This window comes from Corynebacterium sp., from assembly GCF_043426755.1.
Lineage (GTDB): Bacteria > Actinomycetota > Actinomycetes > Mycobacteriales > Mycobacteriaceae > Corynebacterium.
In genome coordinates this window covers 25,899-43,695 of sequence record NZ_JBHWRP010000087.1, presented here as the reverse complement: position 1 = coordinate 43,695, position 17,797 = coordinate 25,899, and the positions used below count along the sequence as shown (strand labels likewise).

The following is a 17,797-nucleotide window of genomic DNA, read 5'->3' as shown; positions in this document are numbered from 1 at the left end:
GTCGCCTTATTCCTTTAGGTCGAATTAAATGCACACGACGAGAGAACAGGCCCCCGTCTAACTTCTTAGAGAACTGCAGGATAGAGTGACTGTGGAGTTGAAACGGAAACTGACTCCACGCAGATTCCAACTTTTGTCAGATCGGTAGGTCATAATAGAGTCATGAAAGTTTTAGTAGTCGACGACGAGCATGCCGTCCGCGAATCATTGCGGCGGTCCCTACGTTTTAATGGCTATGATGTCAGCCTTGCAGAGGATGGGGAAGAGGCACTCGTTGCGATCAAACGGGAGGAACCCGACCTCATCGTGCTCGACGTGATGATGCCGAAACTCGATGGACTCGGTGTCTGTCGCACCCTGCGCTCGTCGGGCTATGACCTGCCAATCCTGATCCTGACCGCGCGTGACGGCGTATCTGACCGCGTTGCTGGCCTAGACGCAGGTGCCGACGATTACCTACCGAAACCCTTCGCGCTGGAGGAGTTGCTGGCCCGCGTGCGCTCCCTGCTGCGTCGTACAGTGGCCGATTCCAACAATAACGGTAAAGGTGAAGGGGAGCTGGTGTTCGAGGACCTCTCCCTGAACCCAGAGACCCGCGACGTGCGCCGAGGTGACCGCTCCATTTCGCTGACGCGAACCGAGTTTGCGCTGCTGCAGCTGCTAATGCAGAACCCACGCCGCGTGCTATCGCGCCAGACAATTCTGGAAGAGGTGTGGGGTTATGACTTCCCGACGTCGGGTAATGCGCTCGAGGTTTATATTGGCTATCTTCGCCGCAAAACGGAGGCTGGCGACGAATCCCGGCTGATTCACACTGTGCGCGGCGTTGGATACGTTCTGCGGGATACCGCTCCGTGATCCTGCGACAGCCTGCCGGGGGCGAGGACTACCGCGTAGGTAGTCCTACCGACCTCGGTAGTCTCACCCTTTTTGGCAAAGGTACCTCACTGCGGTGGCAGCTTGCGCTGATGACCGCGGTGATGGTGGCCATTGCCGTGGGTGCTATGACCACCGTGACCTACTGGACAATGTCCGAATCCTTGACGGCCTCGGTGGACCAAGACCTTGATGACAAAGCTTCCTCGCTAATCACGCGCACCTTTGATCCGCTCTATCAAAATAATCTTCGCCACGAGGTTGACCGGTTCAAGACGTACAACCCAGATATCCGCATCTCGGTGTCTCCTCCGGCGTGGCAGCTTTTTGTCGGCGATACCATTCCGGTCGGCGGCGACTTTAGTAGCTCCGGTAACGGTGAGGAAACCTCCGTTCGCACCGTAGGCAATGAGCGCATCCTGACCAAGCGCAACGCGGCTGGCGCGACCGTCGTGCTCGCCCAAGATATGGAGCCGACGCAGGACTTGATCGGTGCGCTAGGGGCCGTCCTTCTGGTCATCGCTGGCTTGGGCATCTTGCTGGCAATCGCCGTGGGCATGGTGGTAGCGACCGCTGGCTTGCGCCCGTTGACAAGGTTACAGCGTGCGGTGAATTACGTGACGCGTACCGACGATCTCAAGCCCATTGAGGTGGCAGGCAACGACGAGTTGGCGCAGCTGACCGAATCCTTCAATGAGATGCTGGGGGCTTTGCAGGAATCTCGTGTGCGTCAAGCGCGGCTGGTCGCCGACGCGGGCCACGAGTTGAAGACTCCGTTGACCTCAATGCGCACCAATATTGAGCTGCTGATGATGCTCTACCGCAGTGGCCAGCAGGATCAGATTTCAGAGGAGGACCGCCGGGACCTCGAGCGCGACGTGCTGGCTCAGATGGAAGAAATGTCCACGCTGATCGGCGACTTGGTTGACTTAGCCCGGGAGGAGTCGCCTGACAACGCTTTCGAACCAGTCGAGTTAGACGACGTGCTGGAGAACTCGCTGGAGCGCGTGCGCCGCCGCCGTATGGATGTGGACTTCCAATTTCACGCCGATCCCTGGATCATCGAAGGCGACAGCCACGCCTTGTCGCGGGCAACGCTCAACCTTATGGATAACGCGGGAAAATGGTCTCCGAAAGGAGGCACCGTACGTATTTCCCTGAAGGCTGGGAGACGCAATGCCGTGTTGCTGATCGACGATTCCGGCCCGGGAATCCCGGAGGAGGAGCGGGAGAAAGTGTTCGAGCGCTTCTACCGGTCTGCTGAGTCCCGAGCAATGCCGGGCTCTGGGCTTGGACTGTCGATTAGTAAGCAGGTTTTTGATCGCCACGGTGCCAACATCGACGTCGAAGAATCCGACGACGGGGGTGCGCGCTTCCGCGTAGTATTCCCAGGCAAGCCGGGTGGATAACCCAGCTCAGGGCAAACAGGGAACATTCAGTTAGTGCTACGCGTTGTATTTGTACAGAACAAGTAATTCCACAGTGCGAAGGTGCATAATTACCGCTTATGAACAACCCTGATAATCGAGACCCGCAGTTCGGACAGTTTGGACAAAACTCCGGAAGCGGTGAAACTCCCCAGCCACAGCCTTCTGGGACCCCGCACTATCCCTATGGAGCGCCGAACTCCGGCAGCGGTAATCAGGGCACACAAAGTTATTCTCAGAGCCAGGGCTTTGGTTCCCCTCAAGGATCGGGAGCCTACACACAGCCCGTCCCACAAGCAGACCAGCAGCCAGCGATGCAGAAGAAGGGGCTGGGGGTTGGTACCGCAATCGCTTTGGCGTCGATCATCTCTCTTCTCGTCGGTGGTGGCGCTGGCTACGTGGGCGGTAAACTGGGCAACTCTGGCAGCGCTGAAACATATAACAGCCTGCAAAATCCCAGCGTTTCTTCGCCTGATCCAGCCCCAGAAGGGTCTGTCGAGCAGGTAGCAGAGCAAGTACTTCCTGCTGTGGTGTCGATTCAAGTGGCGTCAGAGATTGGCGTGGCCGACGGATCAGGCTCCATCATTTCCTCGGATGGATACGTGCTGACCAACCACCATGTCGTGTCGGTCCCGGAGGGGCGCGACAGCGCAATCCAAGTCACTCTGAACAACGGTGAAAAGCATCCGGCCGACTACGTCGCTTCGGACGTTAACACCGATATTGCGGTGATCAAGATCCGCGGCGTCGAGGGGCTGCCGGTGCTGCAGTTCGGCGATTCAGATGAGTTATCAGTTGGCCAAGAGGTGGTCGCTGTCGGTTCGCCGCTCGGATTGTCGGCCACGGTGACCAGCGGTATTGTGTCCGCCCTGAATCGACCAGTACGTGCCGCTCAGGGTGGTGGTGAAAGCTCGCTGATCGACGCGATTCAGACGGACGCTGCCATTAACCCGGGTAATTCCGGCGGACCGCTGGTGGATATGAATGGCAATCTGATCGGGATGAACTCGGTCATCGCCTCCCTGGCCACTGGTTCGGATTCAGCAGGATCAATCGGTTTGGGCTTTGCTATCCCGTCGAACTTTGCGAAGCGAGTGGCAGACCAGCTAATGCAGGAGGGGGAGGTAACCCACCCAATGTTGGGTGTGCAGGTTGATAGTCGTAACCCGGTGGACGGCGCACTCGTCGTCGGTGTCCCCGAGGGCAGTCCCGCGGCCGAGGCAGGTATCCAGGAAGGCGACGTGATCGTGCAGATGAATGACCGCCAAATCGATACTGCGGATGCCTTAATCGCAGCGACGCGCTCGGAGGGCTTTGGTGATACCGTTACCCTCCTGGTCCACCCCCGAGACTCGGATGAGACCCGAGAGGTAGAGGTAACTCTTAGTTCCGAGTAAATTACCAGTAGACCTTAAATAAGAGTCTGCCTATAAACCTTTTGCTAAAGGAGAAGCCGTGAGTAAGACCCTCGATGCGCTGGAGTTTGTGGAGCCGGATGATGCCTACTTGAGGGCCGCCGACCTCGAAGATGATTTGCCCCGCGTCCGCCGCGCTCTGGTCGTGTTGATTTCGGACCACAAGTACGACGAAGGCGATGATGGGACAGGCGACCTCGTCTTCGGGTTGCTCACCGAAGCGGGATTCCAGGTCGATGGTGTTGTCAACGTGAGGTCGAAGAAGTCGGATATCCGCAAGTCCATTGAAACCGCCGTCGTCGGAGGAGTGGACTTGGTGCTCACCGTCGGTGGCACAGGCGTCGGCCCGCGCGACAAGGCACCGGAGGCAACTCGCAGCGTTATCGACCAGTTGGTGCCAGGTGTCGGCCAAGCGGTGCGTAACTCAGGCCAATTAGTCGGTGCGGTGGACGCAACTACCTCGCGCGGAATCTGTGGAGTGTCCGGCAGTACCGTAGTGCTGAACCTCGCGGCCTCGCGTAAGGCTGTCCGTGATGGCATCGCCACCGCGACTCCGCTGGTGTTGCATCTCCTCAGCGAATTGAACAAGTACAGCGTCCAGTAGCCTGCGCGCTGAAAGCAAAAGTAGGGAAGTGCAGTGACTGAATCGTCCGATTCTTCTGGGACACTAGGTCCGCGTAAGCGGGGGCGGCGGGTCGTCAAGAAGTCACCCGCAGGTGATTACGACCGGTCTATGGATGCCCCCGGCACCCAAGTGGCGTCGAGTAGCGATGAAGTTCGTACCGTGGAGCTTGACGACGAATCCAGCTCTGACACATTGCTGGGTGAAGAATTCTATCGAAATGAGCGCCCTCCCCATCACGGCGGTTGAGGTGCCAGTGAAAAGAGCCGGCCCGAAGCAGGAAAATGCTTCGGGCCGGCTCTATCGCCTTCGTGCTCGCTTTAGCGAGTGCCTAACTAGACGGTATCGGTCGGACGAGTGCTCGTGCTGCCGGTGCTGCTGGTGGCGTCCGTGGTGCCGTTCTGTGCCTGCAGCAGATCGCGGATCTCGGTGAGCAGCTCAACATCGGTTGGTGCTGGCTCATCTTCTTCGATGCCCTTGCGGCGTGCCTGTGCCTCATTCAACTTGTTCATCGGTGCGACGATGACGAAGTAGACGACAGCGGCGATCAGCAAGAAGTTGATCGCTGCGGTGATCACGGCGCCGAAGTCCAAGAAGGTGGCCTCGTTATTTGGGATAACGTGGAAGCCTAGGCCGGAGAAATCTGCGCCGCCGAGCGCGGCGATCAGCGGGTTGATCAGGTTGTCCGAGAACGCGGTGACGATACCGGTGAACGCGGCACCGATGACCACGCCGACAGCCAACTCGACGACGTTGCCACGCATGATAAATTCTTTGAAGCCTTGCAGCATGATGCTCTCCTTGCTATTGCGCCAGTGATGGCGTAGTAAAAATCATTCTGGTGTATCAGTTACCGGTAGCACTTTACAACCGTGGCGTAGCCCAAGCTATTCGCGCATCGCTCGCTCACCTGTCAAGACTACTGTGAGAGGAAGGTTGAGAGACGCAGAGGCGACCGCGTGTGCATCGGTTTCTTTCATTAAGATCAGTACCGAGTCTGTCGCGGAACCATCAGATGCGCCGGCAAGAATGACCCTCCCACCTGCCGCGATGACCTTTGGCTGGGGTCCATCGTCCGCTGCCGATATGACGCTGACTTCGTCCCCAGGGTGCAGTAGCGGGATGATATCAGGTTCCGCAAGCTGTACCGGAACCATGGTCATCGTCACACTTTCACCCTCTAATGTGTCTACCCCCACATAGGCTGCCGTGAGTTCCTCACCGAGGAGCTGATTGAGAGCTACCGGTTGTCCAGGCGAGCCGTGTGCCGCCGCCACCTTTCCGACGACATCATCTAGATCAGTCGTGGATTGAGCAGGAACCGCGCTGGCGGGCAGGTGGGTCAGCTGCAGGTGCTCGTCGGCAAGCACCGTTCCGGCCGGAACATTGGCGCTAAACGTAACGATCGCCGGGTCCGTCGCGCGTAACGACGACACCCCGCTGATCAAGGCGGCACCGCACAACGCTGCCGCAACGAGACGGCGCAGTGTGTGGGCGCGGCGGTAACCAGGTGTTGTAAGGGCTGAGCGGGTCTGGGAAAAGCGGCTAAGAATGTCATCCATACTCTTTTAGACTGCGTATGCGCCGTCGCGGTTCCCGCACATTGAGAAAAGGGTGTTAGCGGTGAAGCTCTTTCACGCCGGAAGGTGTGATGACCAGGTCGACGGGAACGTCGAGGTCATTAAAGGGCATCTCGTCGATCAGCTCGTGATCGTAGACCAAGGCGATCAGCGGCACGTGCCCCGCGATAGCGGTGAGTGCGCGGTCATAATAACCTGCGCCTTTGCCGAGGCGGTTACCCGCGGTGTCGATGGCCAGGGCGGGGAGGAAAACAGCATCACACGAAGCTAAGGCCTCGTTTCCGAAGCGTGGACCGGTGGGCTGCCAGATGCCCAGGGCCCCCGATTCGAGGTCCGATTGGCCACGGTAAGTTGCCCACTCCAACTCGCCGTTGTCCAGAGAAATCGGCAGCAAGATGGATGCGGCTTGTGATGCTAGGGCGGTGAGGAGGAAATCGTTGCCGGGCTCGTCGGGAAGCGGCGAGTAGGCGGCGACGCGCGGATGGGGATTCTTCAACGCGCGGACATAGGCGGCCGCATAGGCCACGATGGAGGCGTCAGCGCGCCTTTTTTCTTGACGCGTAGCGATCATCGCGCTGCGGGCAGCGCGCAAGCGAGCGCGAATCTCGTCTTTCCGCTTCTGAATCTCAGGCATAACACAACCATAGAGGGGTGGTCTCCGGTTTTGGTAGAGAGGCGGGGTAGACTTGGCCGTTATGCGGAAGCCGAACGACAAACTCTCCCAAGGAGTGAAAACCGTAGTTGTGCCAGCAGCAGGCATGGGCACGCGGTTCCTCCCTGCCACAAAGACGGTGCCTAAAGAACTTTTGCCGGTCGTCGATACGCCAGGTATCGAATTGATCGCTGAAGAGGCCGCGGAGCTGGGCGCACAGCGACTCGCAGTCATTACCGCACCGGCAAAGAGCGAGGTCATGCGCCACTTCGCGCCATTCGAGGAGCTTTGCTCCACCTTGTCCGGCCGCGGTAAAGATGAGCAGGTGAAGAAGGTTGCGCGAGCTCATTCCCTGATCAACGCCGTTGCGGTTACCCAGGACAAGCCTTTGGGCTTGGGGCACGCGGTGGGTTTGGCGGAGTCGGTGCTTGACGACGACGAGGATGTTGTTGCCGTCATGCTGCCCGACGATATTGTGCTCCCAACTGATGTGATGGGCAAGATGGCACAGGTGCGCGCGGAGCTGGGCGGCAGCGTCCTGTGCGCGTTCAACGTCTCGCGCGAGGAAGTGTTCAACTACGGCGTTTTTGACGTCGAAGAGATTGATGGAGATTCTTCGCTGCCGGCCGCGCGCGTGAAATCTGTACGCGGCATGGTGGAAAAGCCGGACCCTGCGGATGCGCCATCGACGCTGGTCGCGGCGGGGCGTTACCTGCTCGACCGTGGGATTTTCGATGCATTGCGACGAATTACCCCTGGCAAGGGTGGCGAGCTACAGCTGACCGACGCCATTGAGCTGATGATCCAAGAAGGTCATCCCGTACACATCGTGATCCATGAGGGTAAGCGCCACGACTTGGGCGACCCGGCTGGTTATATCCCGGCAAATGTTGATTTCGGTATTCGCCATCCCGAGTATGGGCCGGCGATTTACAGGGCGGTTAAGCAGATTATGGCCGATTTTGAGGCGGAAAATCGCTAGGAATCGCTAGTCTGGTGCACGGAAGGGAGGAGTTGTTGTGCGCAGTGTCGACGATCAACTAGCAATGGTGGTGGATGCCGCCCCGACTCCTGAGCCCGTCCGGATCGGTATCACTGATGCCCTCGGGCTGATGTGCGCCGAAGAGGTCGTAGCCACCCGTACGGTGCCGGGCTTTGCCCAGGCTGCGGTGGACGGCTATGCGGTCCGCTCCGTAGATGTCGGCGGCACACGGGGCCTCGGCAGCAGCCAAAAAGGGGAGCGCGACGACACTCCTTTAGCTGAGCGCTCTTTCCCTGTAGTCGGGGAGGTCGCCGCGGGATCACAAAAACCTTTGCGTTTGCAGCCCCGCCAAGCGGTGCGTGTTGCCACCGGTGCCCCAATCCCTACTCTGGCAGATGCCGTGTTGCCGCTGGAGTGGTCGGATCGTGGACGCAAACGCATGACTGCACATCACCCCGTGAGCTCGGGCGATTTCATTCGGAAGGAAGGCGCCGACATTCAGCCTGGTGATGTCGCAGTGTCCTCCGGTGTGGTGCTTGGCCCGGCGCAGATCGGGTTGCTCGCCGCAGCTGGGCGCGACAAGGTGCTGGTATATCCGCGTCCACGCGTGACCATCATGTCCTTTGGCCTAGAGCTCGTCGATATCGACCGTGACCCAGGCCTTGGCCAAGTCTTCGACATCAACTCTTACTCGCTGGCTGCCGCGGCAAAGGAAGCGGGGGCGGATGTGCACCGCGTGGGTATCGCCAACGCAGAGCCGCGGCGTCTCCGTGAGCTGATCGCCAACGAAGTCTCGCGCAGCGAGTTCGTCGTGATCGCAGGCGCGGTTGGTGGCTCGGGTGCCGAGGCCGTCCAGGAAGTCTTGGCGGAGCTTGGGGAGATTGACACCACGCGCGTGGCCATGCACCCCGGATCAACTCAAGGTTTCGGGCTGTTGGGTGAAGACCGCGTTCCGGTTTTCCTGCTGCCCTCAAACCCGGTGAGCTCCCTTGTCGTCTTCGATGTGATCGTGCGGCCTGCGATTCGCACCTCGTTGGGAAAGCGAGTCCCACAGCGACGTTCCGTGCAGGCCCGCGCCTTGGGCCATATTTCTTCTGTGCGTGGACGGCGTGGTTATGTTCGTGCACGGTTGATGCGCGACGCGGAAACTCGCGACTACTTGGTCGAGGGGCTCGTCGGCACGCGGGGTGGTGGGGAGCACCTGCTGGCCGGGCTTGCTGAATCGAACGCCATGATCCGCATTCCAGAAGATGTCACAGAGGTTCGTCCCGGGGATGTCGTTGACGTGCTGTTCATGCAACAGCGGTCCTAACTGGTGAGTCTGCGACAGCATGTTTGATTTTTTCGGCTTTGCGTCCCGACGTTTCGTGACCCCCGCGACCGGGTCGCGCCATCCCATTCATCCGGGGTGGCCAGAAGCGACCCGCGTAGTTCGGCTTCCCAGCGGTGCGCGTCTTCGGCTGCGCCCGTTGCTGTCCTCGGATGGGGCTGTGTGGAGCCAGCTGCGCATTCTCGACGAGCAATGGCTCCGTCCCGTTGAGCCGACGGTGGCCGGCCGGTGGGATACCGCGCATAATGCGGAGGCGTGGCGAACCAATTTCAGTAACTTGCGCGGGTGGGCAACCAAGGGTGTGGTGGTTCCGTTCGTGATCGAACTGAATGGCGAGTTCGCCGGCCAGGTCACCATCGGTAATATTCAGCACGGCTCGATCGGAGAGGCGTGGATCGGTTACTGGGTGGCCTCACCGCACATGGGGCAGGGGGTGGCCACCGCGGCCTGTGCGCTAGGCACGGATCATGGTTTTTCGCGGGTGGGCCTGCATCGGTTGACGGCAACCTTTTTGCCGGATAACCCGGCTTCCGGCCGAGTGCTGGAGTTGGTCGGCTACCGTTCCGAGGGGTTTTTGAAGGGAAATCTACACATTGACGGACGCTGGCAGGATCACCATTTCGTGGCGCAGAATGTTGATGACCATCCCGAATCTGCCATTGCCCGGCTCATCGAAGCAGGCAGAGTTTTGCCGGATTCTTAAGGTGATTCCTAGTTTTTTGTTCGGCGTGGCACGTGGCTCGATTAGTTTCTGCGGATAGCCTGAAATCTTGAGAAAGTGTTTTCAAATGGGAAGGTGGCGCGATCATGTCCGGCAGTCTGATGATCGTCCTCATCGTCGTCGTGTGGTTGTTTGTGCTTGCACCGTTGGTTTTCGGCGGAAATAGCAAGCCGATCCGTCGTTCCGGTGAGGCTTATGATGAGACTCGTGTGCTGCACCAAGGCGGGACCGAGCCAGTGCAGCCGCGCCGTCGCCCGAAGCTCACTCGCGCTGACGTGCGTTACGACGACGAGGATGACACTCGTGATCTTGAAATCGTCGATGCGGAGCACGAGGACGAGGCTTCCGGTTCAACCGTGCTTATCGACGACCTAGCGAGCAAGCCGGACACCGTCGACGGAGAAGTAGTAGTCGATGGCGACGCTGTCGCCGGAGACAACGAAGATGAAGACATCGCTGACGACGAGGTCGCCGACGAAAGCGAAGGCGTCTCTTACAGCATGAACCTCCTCCTCGAGAACGGTGAAGGCACCGACGAGGAAGAGGACACCTACGAAACGCACGAATCCTACCTCAGTCCGGAGGACCTAGGCTACGAAGCTTCCAAGAGCTACGAGCAGTCGGGATCGACCGTTATTTCGATGGTCGATGAGGCCGCCGATGAGCCTGAGGACAGCTCCGAGCCAGCGGCTGACGAAACCTATGACGACCATGAAGAAGACGACGTCGAGCTGACCGAAGAAGAAATCGAGTTTGCCGCGTCGCGCCGTGGCCGTGGCAGCTGGGACCCGGTGGCCGATAAAACTCACAGTGTGACTCGCTACCAGCGTCGCCAGCGGACCTTTATTGGGCTGTGCGCCGCGCTGATCGTCGGTGTTGTTTTCGCCCTCATCGTCGGCGGATGGGCGTGGACAGCACCAGTGGTTGTCGCAGCGTTGATCGCTTGGTACTTGGTCGCTCTGCGGAACCTGGTGCGTCAGGAGCAGGAGTTGCGGGCCCGCAGGGTGCGTCAGCTGCGTCGTGCCCGGATGGGTGTGCGTTCCTCTGATAAGGAGGCCCCGGTGCCGCCGGAGCTGCGCCGGCCTGGTGCGATCATCGTCGAGATGGATGATGATTCTCCCGACTTCGATCACCTACCAGTGACATACGCTCGGGCGCAGCAGGATGATGACGATTCCCCGTCGCCCGCGCCCCAGCCCCCACAGCGCCGTGTGAGCTAGCTTCCGGAAGCTAGTCCTCCCACACTCCGGAAGAGCCACGCCGCCACGAACCGATCAGGTGCGTGTCGACGATTCCCAGCGCCTCCATGAGCGCAAAGCACGTGGTGGGGCCAACGAACTTGAAGCCTTTCTTTTTCAGCGCTTTTGCCATGGCGTGGGATTCCTCGGACTGGGTGGGCACCTCATCAATGGTTCGTGGCCGCGGGGTCGTGGCGGGCTGGAAAGACCAGATGAAGTCCGCCAAGTCTCCGTCTACCTCTGGATCATCGCGCAGCGCGATGGTCGCCCGAGCATTCGTGATCACCGCGCTGAGTTTGAGCCGGTTACGGATCAGGCGTTCGTCGTTAAGCGCCGGCTCGATGCTATCCATCTCTGCAACTTGGTCCGGATCGAAACCATGGAAGTACTCGCGCAGCGCGTCGCGTTTGCGCAAGACCAGCTGCCAGGAAAGGCCGGCTTGGAAACCTTCGAGGCATAGGCGTTCATACACGCCCTGTTCGTCGCGTACGGGCATGCCCCATTCGGTGTCGTAGTAGGTGCGTAACAACTCATTTGTGGTGGCCCACTGTGGTCGTGCTTTTCCGTCGGCGCCGATGACTAAATCTGTGTTTGTTTCGTTCATACCCTCTTAGACTCCTCCGGACGGCGAAAGGTTCCGTTCGTGCGTCAAAAGCCACGCTTTCGCCTCGTGCCCGCCACGGTAGTTCCCCATCGTGCCGTCGGCGCGCACCACCCGGTGACACGGCAGAACAAGGGGAAGGGGATTAGTGGCGCAGGCTGTACCCGCGGCGCGCACCGCGTTGGGGGAGCCGGCCGCGGCAGCCAGCCAGAGGTAGCTGCGCGTTTCACCCGCAGGGATTGTGGCAAGCGCCCATTGGGCACGCTGGGTAAAGGTGTCGTCGTTAAGGTCAAGCGGAAAAGTCACAGGCAAGATGGCCCCGTCGAAGTAGGCCTCCAGCCAGGAACAGGCCGCGCCCAACACCTCGCTGGTGGCACCCGTTGCCGTGCTGGGCGCGGGCGGGTCGTCCGAAGCGAACGCCACGCGAGCCAAACCGCGGTCGGTCGCCCCCAACGAGAGCGGGCCGATGGGGGAGTCGAAGGAATGCCAGATCAACACAACCGTGTCCTTGTGAATGAGGATGGGACGGGGAACAGGTAGTCTAACAAGCATGAATGGGCCCGTGCTTCGTGACATCACACTCCTTTTGGTGCGCATCGCACTGGGAGTGGTCTTTGTTGCGCGCGGTTATCAACACTGGTTTATCGAAGGCATGGGCGCGGTCGCAGCAGATTTTGCGCGCCGGGGGATCCCACAGCCGAAACTGTCGGCGTATCTGACGGGCTCTGTCGAATTGATTGCTGGGGCGCTGCTGTTGATTGGGCTGCTGACCACGCTCATGGCAGGAATTTTGGCCTTGCTTGTGGCTGCTGCGGCCTACTTTGTCCATTTGGACCAAGGGTTTTTCGTCCATGATGGCGGTGTGGAGTATCCGCTGGTATTGGTGGTGACTTTGCTGGTGATCGTCGTGTTTGGTGCTGGACGCATCAGCTTGGACGAGGTGCTGAACCGTGGTTGATCACGTACAGATCCAGCAGGCGCTGTCGGCGCGTATCGACGGCGAACCCACCGGTCTCGACGATGCGGTGATCGACGCACACCTGGCAAGCTGCGAGGACTGCAAGGCCTACTGGGATAAAGCATTGTCGCTGTCCCGCACTCTTGCGTTTGTAGATGTTGATGGGGGAATGGCCCCTCCGAAAGACCTCAGCGACTCCATACTGGCAGGGGTGGAACCGGAGTGGCGTCGGTTTGCGCGCCGCCGGCAGGTGATGTTGTCGATCGGTCGGATCGGGCTGGTCGTCATGGGCGCGCTATTCCTGGTGTGGGCGATGTTGACCGTGGCACAATCGGGCCCGCTGCTGGGAACGACTAGCGCCGATGTGGCTTTGGACGTGGGCGCAGACCCGCAAACTGGGGCACTGTTGCTTCAAGCTGCCAGTGCGCGTTTCGGCTTTGCGTTGGCGCTGTTCCTGTGCGCGTGGAAGCCTTCACAAATCCCGGGGGTCACCATGATCGCCGGAACTGTCTTCGCTTTCACGCTGGGTTTCGCGGTGCGCGACTACCTCGTGTTGGGCACCGCCGAGAACTGGGGCGAAATGGGCTCCCTATTTATCAGTTGTGTGCTGCTCGGTGCCACGTGGTTCGCGGACCGTGGCAACGAGTTCAGGCGCATGTGGCACAGTTTGAACGCCCAACCGACATAAACGTTGGCCAACGTGCCGTACCCGGGACGTTACTGCCAGCTCGGCAACCACATGATCTGCTGGTAGATGGATTCGGGGATCATGTAGCCGTACAGGATGGGGGAGAAGTAGAGGAACATTCCCGCCACCACGGCGAGATATGTGACCACCGCGAGGTGCCCCCACCTCAACGGCATTCCAGCGATCTGTCGGACCCAGGGCAGCTGGATGACCTTGCCGCGCCGCGTCATGTAGCCCAACGCCATAGCGATCAGCACGATCGTGAACGGCACAAGCCCGGTGGCGTAGAAGAAGTACATCTGGCGATCGAAAGCGATCAGCCACGGAACGAAACCTGCAGCAAACGCAACCAGTGGCAGGATCACGCGCAGTTCGCGGCGGATCACCCACACCCAGACTGCCCAGAGCAACACGGGGACGGTGAGCCACCAAATGGCCGGGGTGCCGAACAAGAAGATCATCCGACGGCAGGTGGTATCGCCACACGAAATGTCCGTCGACGAGAAGTACAAAATGGGCCGTGCCGCGACCAGCCAGGACCACGGCTTCGAGTCCCACGGGTGCGAGTGCCCACCCGAGCTCGTGAGCTCGGAGTGAAATTCCAGCACGGAAAAGTGGTAGTGGAACCATCCCGCCCAGGCATCCGGAAGCAAATGCAGAGGCGAGTCATCCGGGATTGTTCCGTCGCTGGCCGCATGCCGGTACACAGATGTCTCTGAGGCGAACCACGCGCGCCAGGACCAGATATACAGCAGTGCAGGGACCAGAACGATCGAGGCGAGCGCGGCTGGCACATCGCGAATCAGCGTTCCGACGACTGGCCGGCGCGCCCCGTAGCGATGACGCAGGTAGAGGTCCCAAAACACGCTGAGTAGGCCGAAAAAGGCGATGTAGTACAGGCCGGACCACTTCACGGACAGCGCGAGCCCCAGCAGCACACCAGTGGCAAAGCGCCACCACCGGAAACCCACTCGCGGGCCGAAAGGCCCTGCTTCGATGAAGCGACCGTCGTGGAACGCCTCGTCGAAACGCGTGTGCACCTGGCGCATGTCTCCGGCCAAGGTCCAGGATGCTGCGATGATGAAGAGGACCTGGAAGATATCGAGCATGCCGAACTTAGAGGTGACCAGCAGGACACCATCACAGACGGCGATCAGGCCGGCGAAGAGTCCGACCTGCCACGACTGGGTCAACCGGCGCGCGAGCAGCATGGTGAAAACGACGACGGCGGTGCCGCTGAGCGCGGTCATGAAACGCCAGCCCAGCGGGGTGTATCCGAAAAGCATCTCGCCCAATGCGAGCAGTTCCTTCCCCAGCGGCGGGTGGACAACCAGCCCGTAGCCGGGGTTGACCTCGATACCGCCGAGCACTGGGTTAAACCAGCTGCGCACCATGTCCCAGGCTTGCGGCACGTAGTGTTTCTCGTCGAAGATCGGTGTCCCGCTGGCGGTGGTTGAGTTCAACCCAAGAAACCGAGTCACCAGCGCAAGGACCGCCACAGACAGCGTCGCCCACGTGTCAGAGCGCGACCACGGAACCGTGATCGGAGTGCCGGGGCGTGGCGTGGCAATGGCCCCACTGCCCTGGGGGCGGGCGGACGATGCGCGGACGGTGCTACTCACGCGCTAAATACTAGCCGGTGGTCCCGACATTGCGTGCAACGTGCTGAAACCCGGCGCAGTGTGGAAAGCTGGGCTACATGGATACCTCGGTTGAACTTCCCTCCCACGGCATCGTGATCGCGGCAACCCCGCTAGGCAATGTCGATGATGCCTCCCCGCGCCTTGTCGCCGCCCTCGAGCGTGCAGCGGTAGTCGCGGCAGAGGACACGCGCCGAGTGCGTTCGCTCGCGGCGGCGCTGGGCGTGGAGATGCAGGGCCGGGTGGTATCCAATTTTGATCACAATGAGGACAAGCGTGTCGACGAGCTCATTGCGGCGGGTCGCTCGTCGTTAGTCCTGGTCGTTTCTGACGCAGGCATGCCTGTGGTGTCTGATCCGGGCCATTCGCTGGTCGCTGCCGCCCACGATGCCGGGGTGCCCGTGACCTGTTTTCCGGGGCCGTCCGCGGTGCCGACGGCGTTGGCGCTGTCGGGTTTGAACGTGGGCCACTTCATCTTCGATGGCTTCGCCCCGCGCAAGCATGGTGCCCGCCAGACGTGGTTGGAATCCCTTATCGCCGAGCGGCGGGCTGTGTGTTTCTTCGAGTCACCGCACCGGCTTGCCGCCACTCTGGAACATGCGGCGGAGGTGCTGGGGGATCAGCGTCGCGCGGCCGTGTGCCGTGAGCTGACGAAGACTTATGAGGAAGTGCGCCGCGGCACGCTGCCGGAGCTGGCGCAGTGGTCGCAGGAGGGCGTGCGCGGCGAGATCACGGTGGTGATCGAAGGCGGGGAGGGAGCGAGCGCCGAGCCGGCAGACTTGGTCGCCCAGGTTCTTGCGCTGGAAGCTCGTGGCACGCGTTTGAAGGATGCGGCGAAGGAGATTGCGCACGCGCATGGCGTGAAGGTCAGTGAGCTTTACGACGAGGCGTTGGCCGCGCGTCCCAAGGAGTAATCTGAGCCACTTTCGCGGGAGTTGTTACCTGATCGTTGTGTAGTTGAATATTCGTTTGTTCATCTGGACTTTCCTTCTCGTCGAAAAGAGAATTCTAGGTCTCAAGGCCGCTGAAGAGCCGCTGACCATGATGGGTTCGCACACAGGTTTCTCTACGCTTGCACCGTGACCAATCAAGAAAAGAAAGAATCAGAGGTGTACTCCGGCCCTTATGCCGAGGAGGAATACCTCACCGTCGACGAACAATTGGAAAACCGCACGGCCACCGAAGAGCTGGTGGACATGCTGGAAACCCAACAGTCCGGCGCAGACTTGGACTTCTCAGAGCAGCGCCCCGTTCTGGAATTTGAGAACAAGAGCGCACCGATCAACTGGTGGATTGTCATCCCCGTGGTCGCCCTCGTCGCTGCGGTGGTGCTCTGGGGCCTACTGGCTCAGGACCAGTTCGCCACGTTCGCATCGAGCTCGATGGAGTTTTTGCTGAATAATTTCGGCTGGGCGTTCGTGCTGTGTGGCACCTTGTATGTGGTGTTCATCCTTGGTGTGTCTATCTCACGCTTCGGCGGGATCCGGCTGGGTGGCGACGATGAACGCCCCGAGTTCCGCACCATTTCATGGATTGCCATGATGTTTGCGGCCGGCATGGGCATCGGTCTGATGTTCTACGGCGCGCTGGAACCGCTGAGCTTCTACCGTGAAGGCGTGCCTGGGCGCGAGCCGAACGAGGTGGGCGCGGCTATGGCCAACGCCATGTTCCACTGGACGCTGCACCCATGGGCCCTATACGGCATTGTGGGCTTAGCCATTGGGTACTCGACCTACCGGTTGGGGCGCAAGCAACTATTGTCCAGCGTGTTCGTCCCGTTAATCGGGCAGCGCGCGGCCAACGGTTGGCCGGGCCGACTGATCGACATGTTCGCGGTGTTCGCCACGATTTTCGGCACCGCAGCATCCTTGGGCGTGGGCTCTATGCAGATCAGCGCTGGGTTGCAGGCCATCGGGCTTGTCGACGAAACCACCAACTGGTTGCTGGTCGCCATCATCGGTGTACTCACTATCGCCTTCTTGGCATCCGCTATTTCGGGCGTGGGTAAAGGTATCCAGTACTTGTCGAACTTCAATATCATCTTGGCGGCAATCCTGGCCATCTTCGTCTTCGTCGTCGGACCGACCGTGTCGATTCTCAACCTGATCCCCGGTTCATTTGCTGCCTACTTTGATCAGTTCTTCGAAATGGCCGGCCGCAACGCGATGAGCGCCGACGGCACAGCGGGGGAGTGGCTCAGTGGTTGGACCATCTTCTATTGGGTGTGGTGGTCCTCCTGGTCACCATTCGTCGGCATGTTCCTTGCGCGTATTTCTCGTGGCCGCACCGTGCGCGAATTCTGCCTTGGTGTGCTGGTCGTGCCTTCCGCGGTGTCGGTGGTGTGGTTCTCCATCATGGGTGGCACTGCCATCGTGTTTGAACAGCAGGGCCGGTCCGTGTGGGGCGATGGCTCTGCCGAGAACATGCTGTTCAACCTGCTCTATGAGCTGCCTGGTGGGACTATTTTCGCCGTTCTTGCTGTGGTGCTGCTTGGCACCTTCTTCGTCACCTCGGCGGACTCTGCAGCGACGGTGATGGGGTCCATGAGCCAGAACGGGCGTTCCGACGCGAGCCCACTACTCAGCGCATTGTGGGGTCTGCTCACTGCTGTGGTAGCGCTGATCTTGCTGCTGCCTAGCTCTGACTCACTGAGCAATCTACAAAACGTGACCATCGTGGCCACTAGCCCGTTCATTGTGATCATGCTTGGCCTGATGGTGTCCACCCTGATGGACATGCGCAAGGACTTGATTTACCAGGACTATCAGGACCAGCAAATGTTTGCGACCAAGTTGGCCCGTGAGCGTCGGGCGGTGCGTGATCTCCAGCGGCGTGAAGAGCTGGCCGCACGCCATGAGCAGCACATGAAGGAGAAAGCTGCACGTAAAAACCGTGCGCAGAAGCGCTAGGCGGCATTAAATAACATGAGATGCCCCACGAAAAAGAAAGAAGTTATACTTTCGTTACTTTCTCCGGGCGGGCAGTGGTGGTGAGCTGCATATATGCAATGTAACGAAAGTGTAACGGTGCTGATGGCAGGTTGATTGAAATGGATAGAAACTGCCGA

18 protein-coding genes are annotated in these 17,797 nt (G+C 60.0%); 12 read left to right on the top strand and 6 right to left on the bottom strand.

The window, feature by feature from the left end:
* Positions 1-162 precede the first annotated feature (162 nt).
* The 4 genes from ACHFGA_RS08740 (at position 163) to ACHFGA_RS08725 (ending at position 4,322) form a co-directional block, all read left to right on the top strand.
* Positions 163-858, top strand: a complete 696-nt coding sequence (locus tag ACHFGA_RS08740; RefSeq protein WP_394282007.1) for a response regulator transcription factor — start codon at positions 163-165, stop codon at positions 856-858.
* Entirely contained in the window at positions 855-2,285 is a 1,431-nt protein-coding gene (locus ACHFGA_RS08735; RefSeq protein WP_394282006.1) for a sensor histidine kinase, read from the top strand. The genes ACHFGA_RS08740 and ACHFGA_RS08735 overlap by 4 nt, the downstream gene beginning before the upstream one ends.
* A gap of 332 nt (positions 2,286-2,617) precedes the next feature.
* Positions 2,618-3,700 carry a S1C family serine protease gene (locus ACHFGA_RS08730; protein WP_394282005.1) on the top strand — a complete coding sequence of 361 codons (1,083 nt, stop codon included), beginning with the start codon at positions 2,618-2,620 and terminating at the stop codon, positions 3,698-3,700.
* A gap of 58 nt (positions 3,701-3,758) precedes the next feature.
* Positions 3,759-4,322, top strand: coding sequence for a molybdenum cofactor biosynthesis protein B (locus ACHFGA_RS08725; protein ID WP_394282004.1), 564 nt, complete (start codon positions 3,759-3,761; stop codon positions 4,320-4,322).
* Between the two features lie 353 nt (positions 4,323-4,675).
* On the opposite strand, the gene mscL is transcribed toward ACHFGA_RS08725, so the two are convergent.
* The 3 genes from mscL to ACHFGA_RS08710 form a co-directional block, all read right to left on the bottom strand.
* A complete protein-coding gene (mscL, locus tag ACHFGA_RS08720) occupies positions 4,676-5,131 on the bottom strand; it encodes a large-conductance mechanosensitive channel protein MscL (RefSeq protein WP_394282003.1) in 456 nt (151 codons plus the stop codon).
* 96 nt (positions 5,132-5,227) lie between these two features.
* Positions 5,228-5,902, bottom strand: coding sequence for an SAF domain-containing protein (locus ACHFGA_RS08715; RefSeq protein WP_394282002.1), 675 nt, complete (start codon positions 5,900-5,902; stop codon positions 5,228-5,230).
* A gap of 55 nt (positions 5,903-5,957) precedes the next feature.
* Entirely contained in the window at positions 5,958-6,554 is a 597-nt protein-coding gene (locus tag ACHFGA_RS08710) for a 5-formyltetrahydrofolate cyclo-ligase (RefSeq protein WP_394282001.1), read from the bottom strand.
* Between the two features lie 61 nt (positions 6,555-6,615).
* On the opposite strand from ACHFGA_RS08710, the gene ACHFGA_RS08705 reads away from it, so the two are divergent.
* From ACHFGA_RS08705 to glpR, 4 genes are all read left to right on the top strand, one after another.
* A complete protein-coding gene (locus ACHFGA_RS08705; protein ID WP_394282000.1) occupies positions 6,616-7,554 on the top strand; it encodes a UTP--glucose-1-phosphate uridylyltransferase in 939 nt (312 codons plus the stop codon).
* Positions 7,555-7,591: 37 nt separating this feature from the next.
* On the top strand, positions 7,592-8,866 hold the full coding sequence (gene glp / locus ACHFGA_RS08700) for a gephyrin-like molybdotransferase Glp (protein ID WP_394281999.1): 1,275 nt from the start codon (positions 7,592-7,594) through the stop codon (positions 8,864-8,866).
* Positions 8,867-8,885: 19 nt separating this feature from the next.
* Positions 8,886-9,587, top strand: coding sequence for a GNAT family N-acetyltransferase (locus ACHFGA_RS08695; protein WP_394281998.1), 702 nt, complete (start codon positions 8,886-8,888; stop codon positions 9,585-9,587).
* Between the two features lie 104 nt (positions 9,588-9,691).
* Positions 9,692-10,825: a gephyrin-like molybdotransferase receptor GlpR gene (gene glpR, locus ACHFGA_RS08690; RefSeq protein ID WP_394281997.1), complete on the top strand. Its 1,134-nt coding sequence runs from the start codon at positions 9,692-9,694 to the stop codon at positions 10,823-10,825.
* Positions 10,826-10,835: 10 nt separating this feature from the next.
* Here the strand turns inward: glpR and ACHFGA_RS08685 are convergent, their stop codons facing one another.
* Positions 10,836-11,447 carry a DNA-3-methyladenine glycosylase I gene (locus tag ACHFGA_RS08685; RefSeq protein ID WP_394281996.1) on the bottom strand — a complete coding sequence of 204 codons (612 nt, stop codon included), beginning with the start codon at positions 11,445-11,447 and terminating at the stop codon, positions 10,836-10,838.
* A gap of 6 nt (positions 11,448-11,453) precedes the next feature.
* On the bottom strand, positions 11,454-11,942 hold the full coding sequence (locus tag ACHFGA_RS08680; RefSeq protein ID WP_394281995.1) for a methylated-DNA--[protein]-cysteine S-methyltransferase: 489 nt from the start codon (positions 11,940-11,942) through the stop codon (positions 11,454-11,456).
* A 52-nt stretch (positions 11,943-11,994) separates the two neighbouring features.
* Between ACHFGA_RS08680 and ACHFGA_RS08675 the strand changes: the two genes are divergently transcribed.
* Entirely contained in the window at positions 11,995-12,402 is a 408-nt protein-coding gene (locus ACHFGA_RS08675) for a DoxX family protein (protein ID WP_394281994.1), read from the top strand.
* A complete protein-coding gene (locus tag ACHFGA_RS08670; RefSeq protein WP_394281993.1) occupies positions 12,395-13,090 on the top strand; it encodes a zf-HC2 domain-containing protein in 696 nt (231 codons plus the stop codon). Before ACHFGA_RS08675 ends, ACHFGA_RS08670 begins: the two co-directional genes overlap by 8 nt.
* A 29-nt stretch (positions 13,091-13,119) precedes the next feature.
* Here the strand turns inward: ACHFGA_RS08670 and ACHFGA_RS08665 are convergent, their stop codons facing one another.
* Complete coding sequence (locus ACHFGA_RS08665; protein WP_394281992.1) at positions 13,120-14,712, bottom strand: dolichyl-phosphate-mannose--protein mannosyltransferase; 1,593 nt, start codon at positions 14,710-14,712, stop codon at positions 13,120-13,122.
* A 77-nt stretch (positions 14,713-14,789) separates the two neighbouring features.
* Here ACHFGA_RS08665 and rsmI point away from each other — a divergent pair, with 77 nt between their 5' ends.
* Together rsmI and ACHFGA_RS08655 are read left to right on the top strand one after the other, a co-directional pair.
* Positions 14,790-15,644 carry a 16S rRNA (cytidine(1402)-2'-O)-methyltransferase gene (gene rsmI, locus ACHFGA_RS08660; RefSeq protein ID WP_394281991.1) on the top strand — a complete coding sequence of 285 codons (855 nt, stop codon included), beginning with the start codon at positions 14,790-14,792 and terminating at the stop codon, positions 15,642-15,644.
* A gap of 282 nt (positions 15,645-15,926) precedes the next feature.
* Positions 15,927-17,639, top strand: a complete 1,713-nt coding sequence (locus ACHFGA_RS08655) for a BCCT family transporter (RefSeq protein WP_394282037.1) — start codon at positions 15,927-15,929, stop codon at positions 17,637-17,639.
* The last annotated feature ends 158 nt before the right edge of the window (positions 17,640-17,797 follow it).

What these genes read in the sequence shown, in the direction of transcription:
- ACHFGA_RS08740 (WP_394282007.1), top strand. Translation starts at nt 163, where the DNA reads ATGAAAGTTTTAGTAGTCGACGACGAGCATGCCGTCCGCGAATCATTG.
- ACHFGA_RS08730 (WP_394282005.1), top strand. Translation starts at nt 2,618, where the DNA reads ATGCAGAAGAAGGGGCTGGGGGTTGGTACCGCAATCGCTTTGGCGTCG.
- mscL (WP_394282003.1), bottom strand. Translation starts at nt 5,131, where the DNA reads ATGCTGCAAGGCTTCAAAGAATTTATCATGCGTGGCAACGTCGTCGAG.
- ACHFGA_RS08715 (WP_394282002.1), bottom strand. Translation starts at nt 5,902, where the DNA reads ATGGATGACATTCTTAGCCGCTTTTCCCAGACCCGCTCAGCCCTTACA.
- ACHFGA_RS08710 (WP_394282001.1), bottom strand. Translation starts at nt 6,554, where the DNA reads ATGCCTGAGATTCAGAAGCGGAAAGACGAGATTCGCGCTCGCTTGCGC.
- ACHFGA_RS08705 (WP_394282000.1), top strand. Translation starts at nt 6,616, where the DNA reads ATGCGGAAGCCGAACGACAAACTCTCCCAAGGAGTGAAAACCGTAGTT.
- ACHFGA_RS08695 (WP_394281998.1), top strand. Translation starts at nt 8,886, where the DNA reads ATGTTTGATTTTTTCGGCTTTGCGTCCCGACGTTTCGTGACCCCCGCG.
- glpR (WP_394281997.1), top strand. Translation starts at nt 9,692, where the DNA reads ATGTCCGGCAGTCTGATGATCGTCCTCATCGTCGTCGTGTGGTTGTTT.
- ACHFGA_RS08685 (WP_394281996.1), bottom strand. Translation starts at nt 11,447, where the DNA reads ATGAACGAAACAAACACAGATTTAGTCATCGGCGCCGACGGAAAAGCA.
- ACHFGA_RS08675 (WP_394281994.1), top strand. Translation starts at nt 11,995, where the DNA reads ATGAATGGGCCCGTGCTTCGTGACATCACACTCCTTTTGGTGCGCATC.
- rsmI (WP_394281991.1), top strand. Translation starts at nt 14,790, where the DNA reads ATGGATACCTCGGTTGAACTTCCCTCCCACGGCATCGTGATCGCGGCA.
- ACHFGA_RS08655 (WP_394282037.1), top strand. Translation starts at nt 15,927, where the DNA reads ATGCTGGAAACCCAACAGTCCGGCGCAGACTTGGACTTCTCAGAGCAG.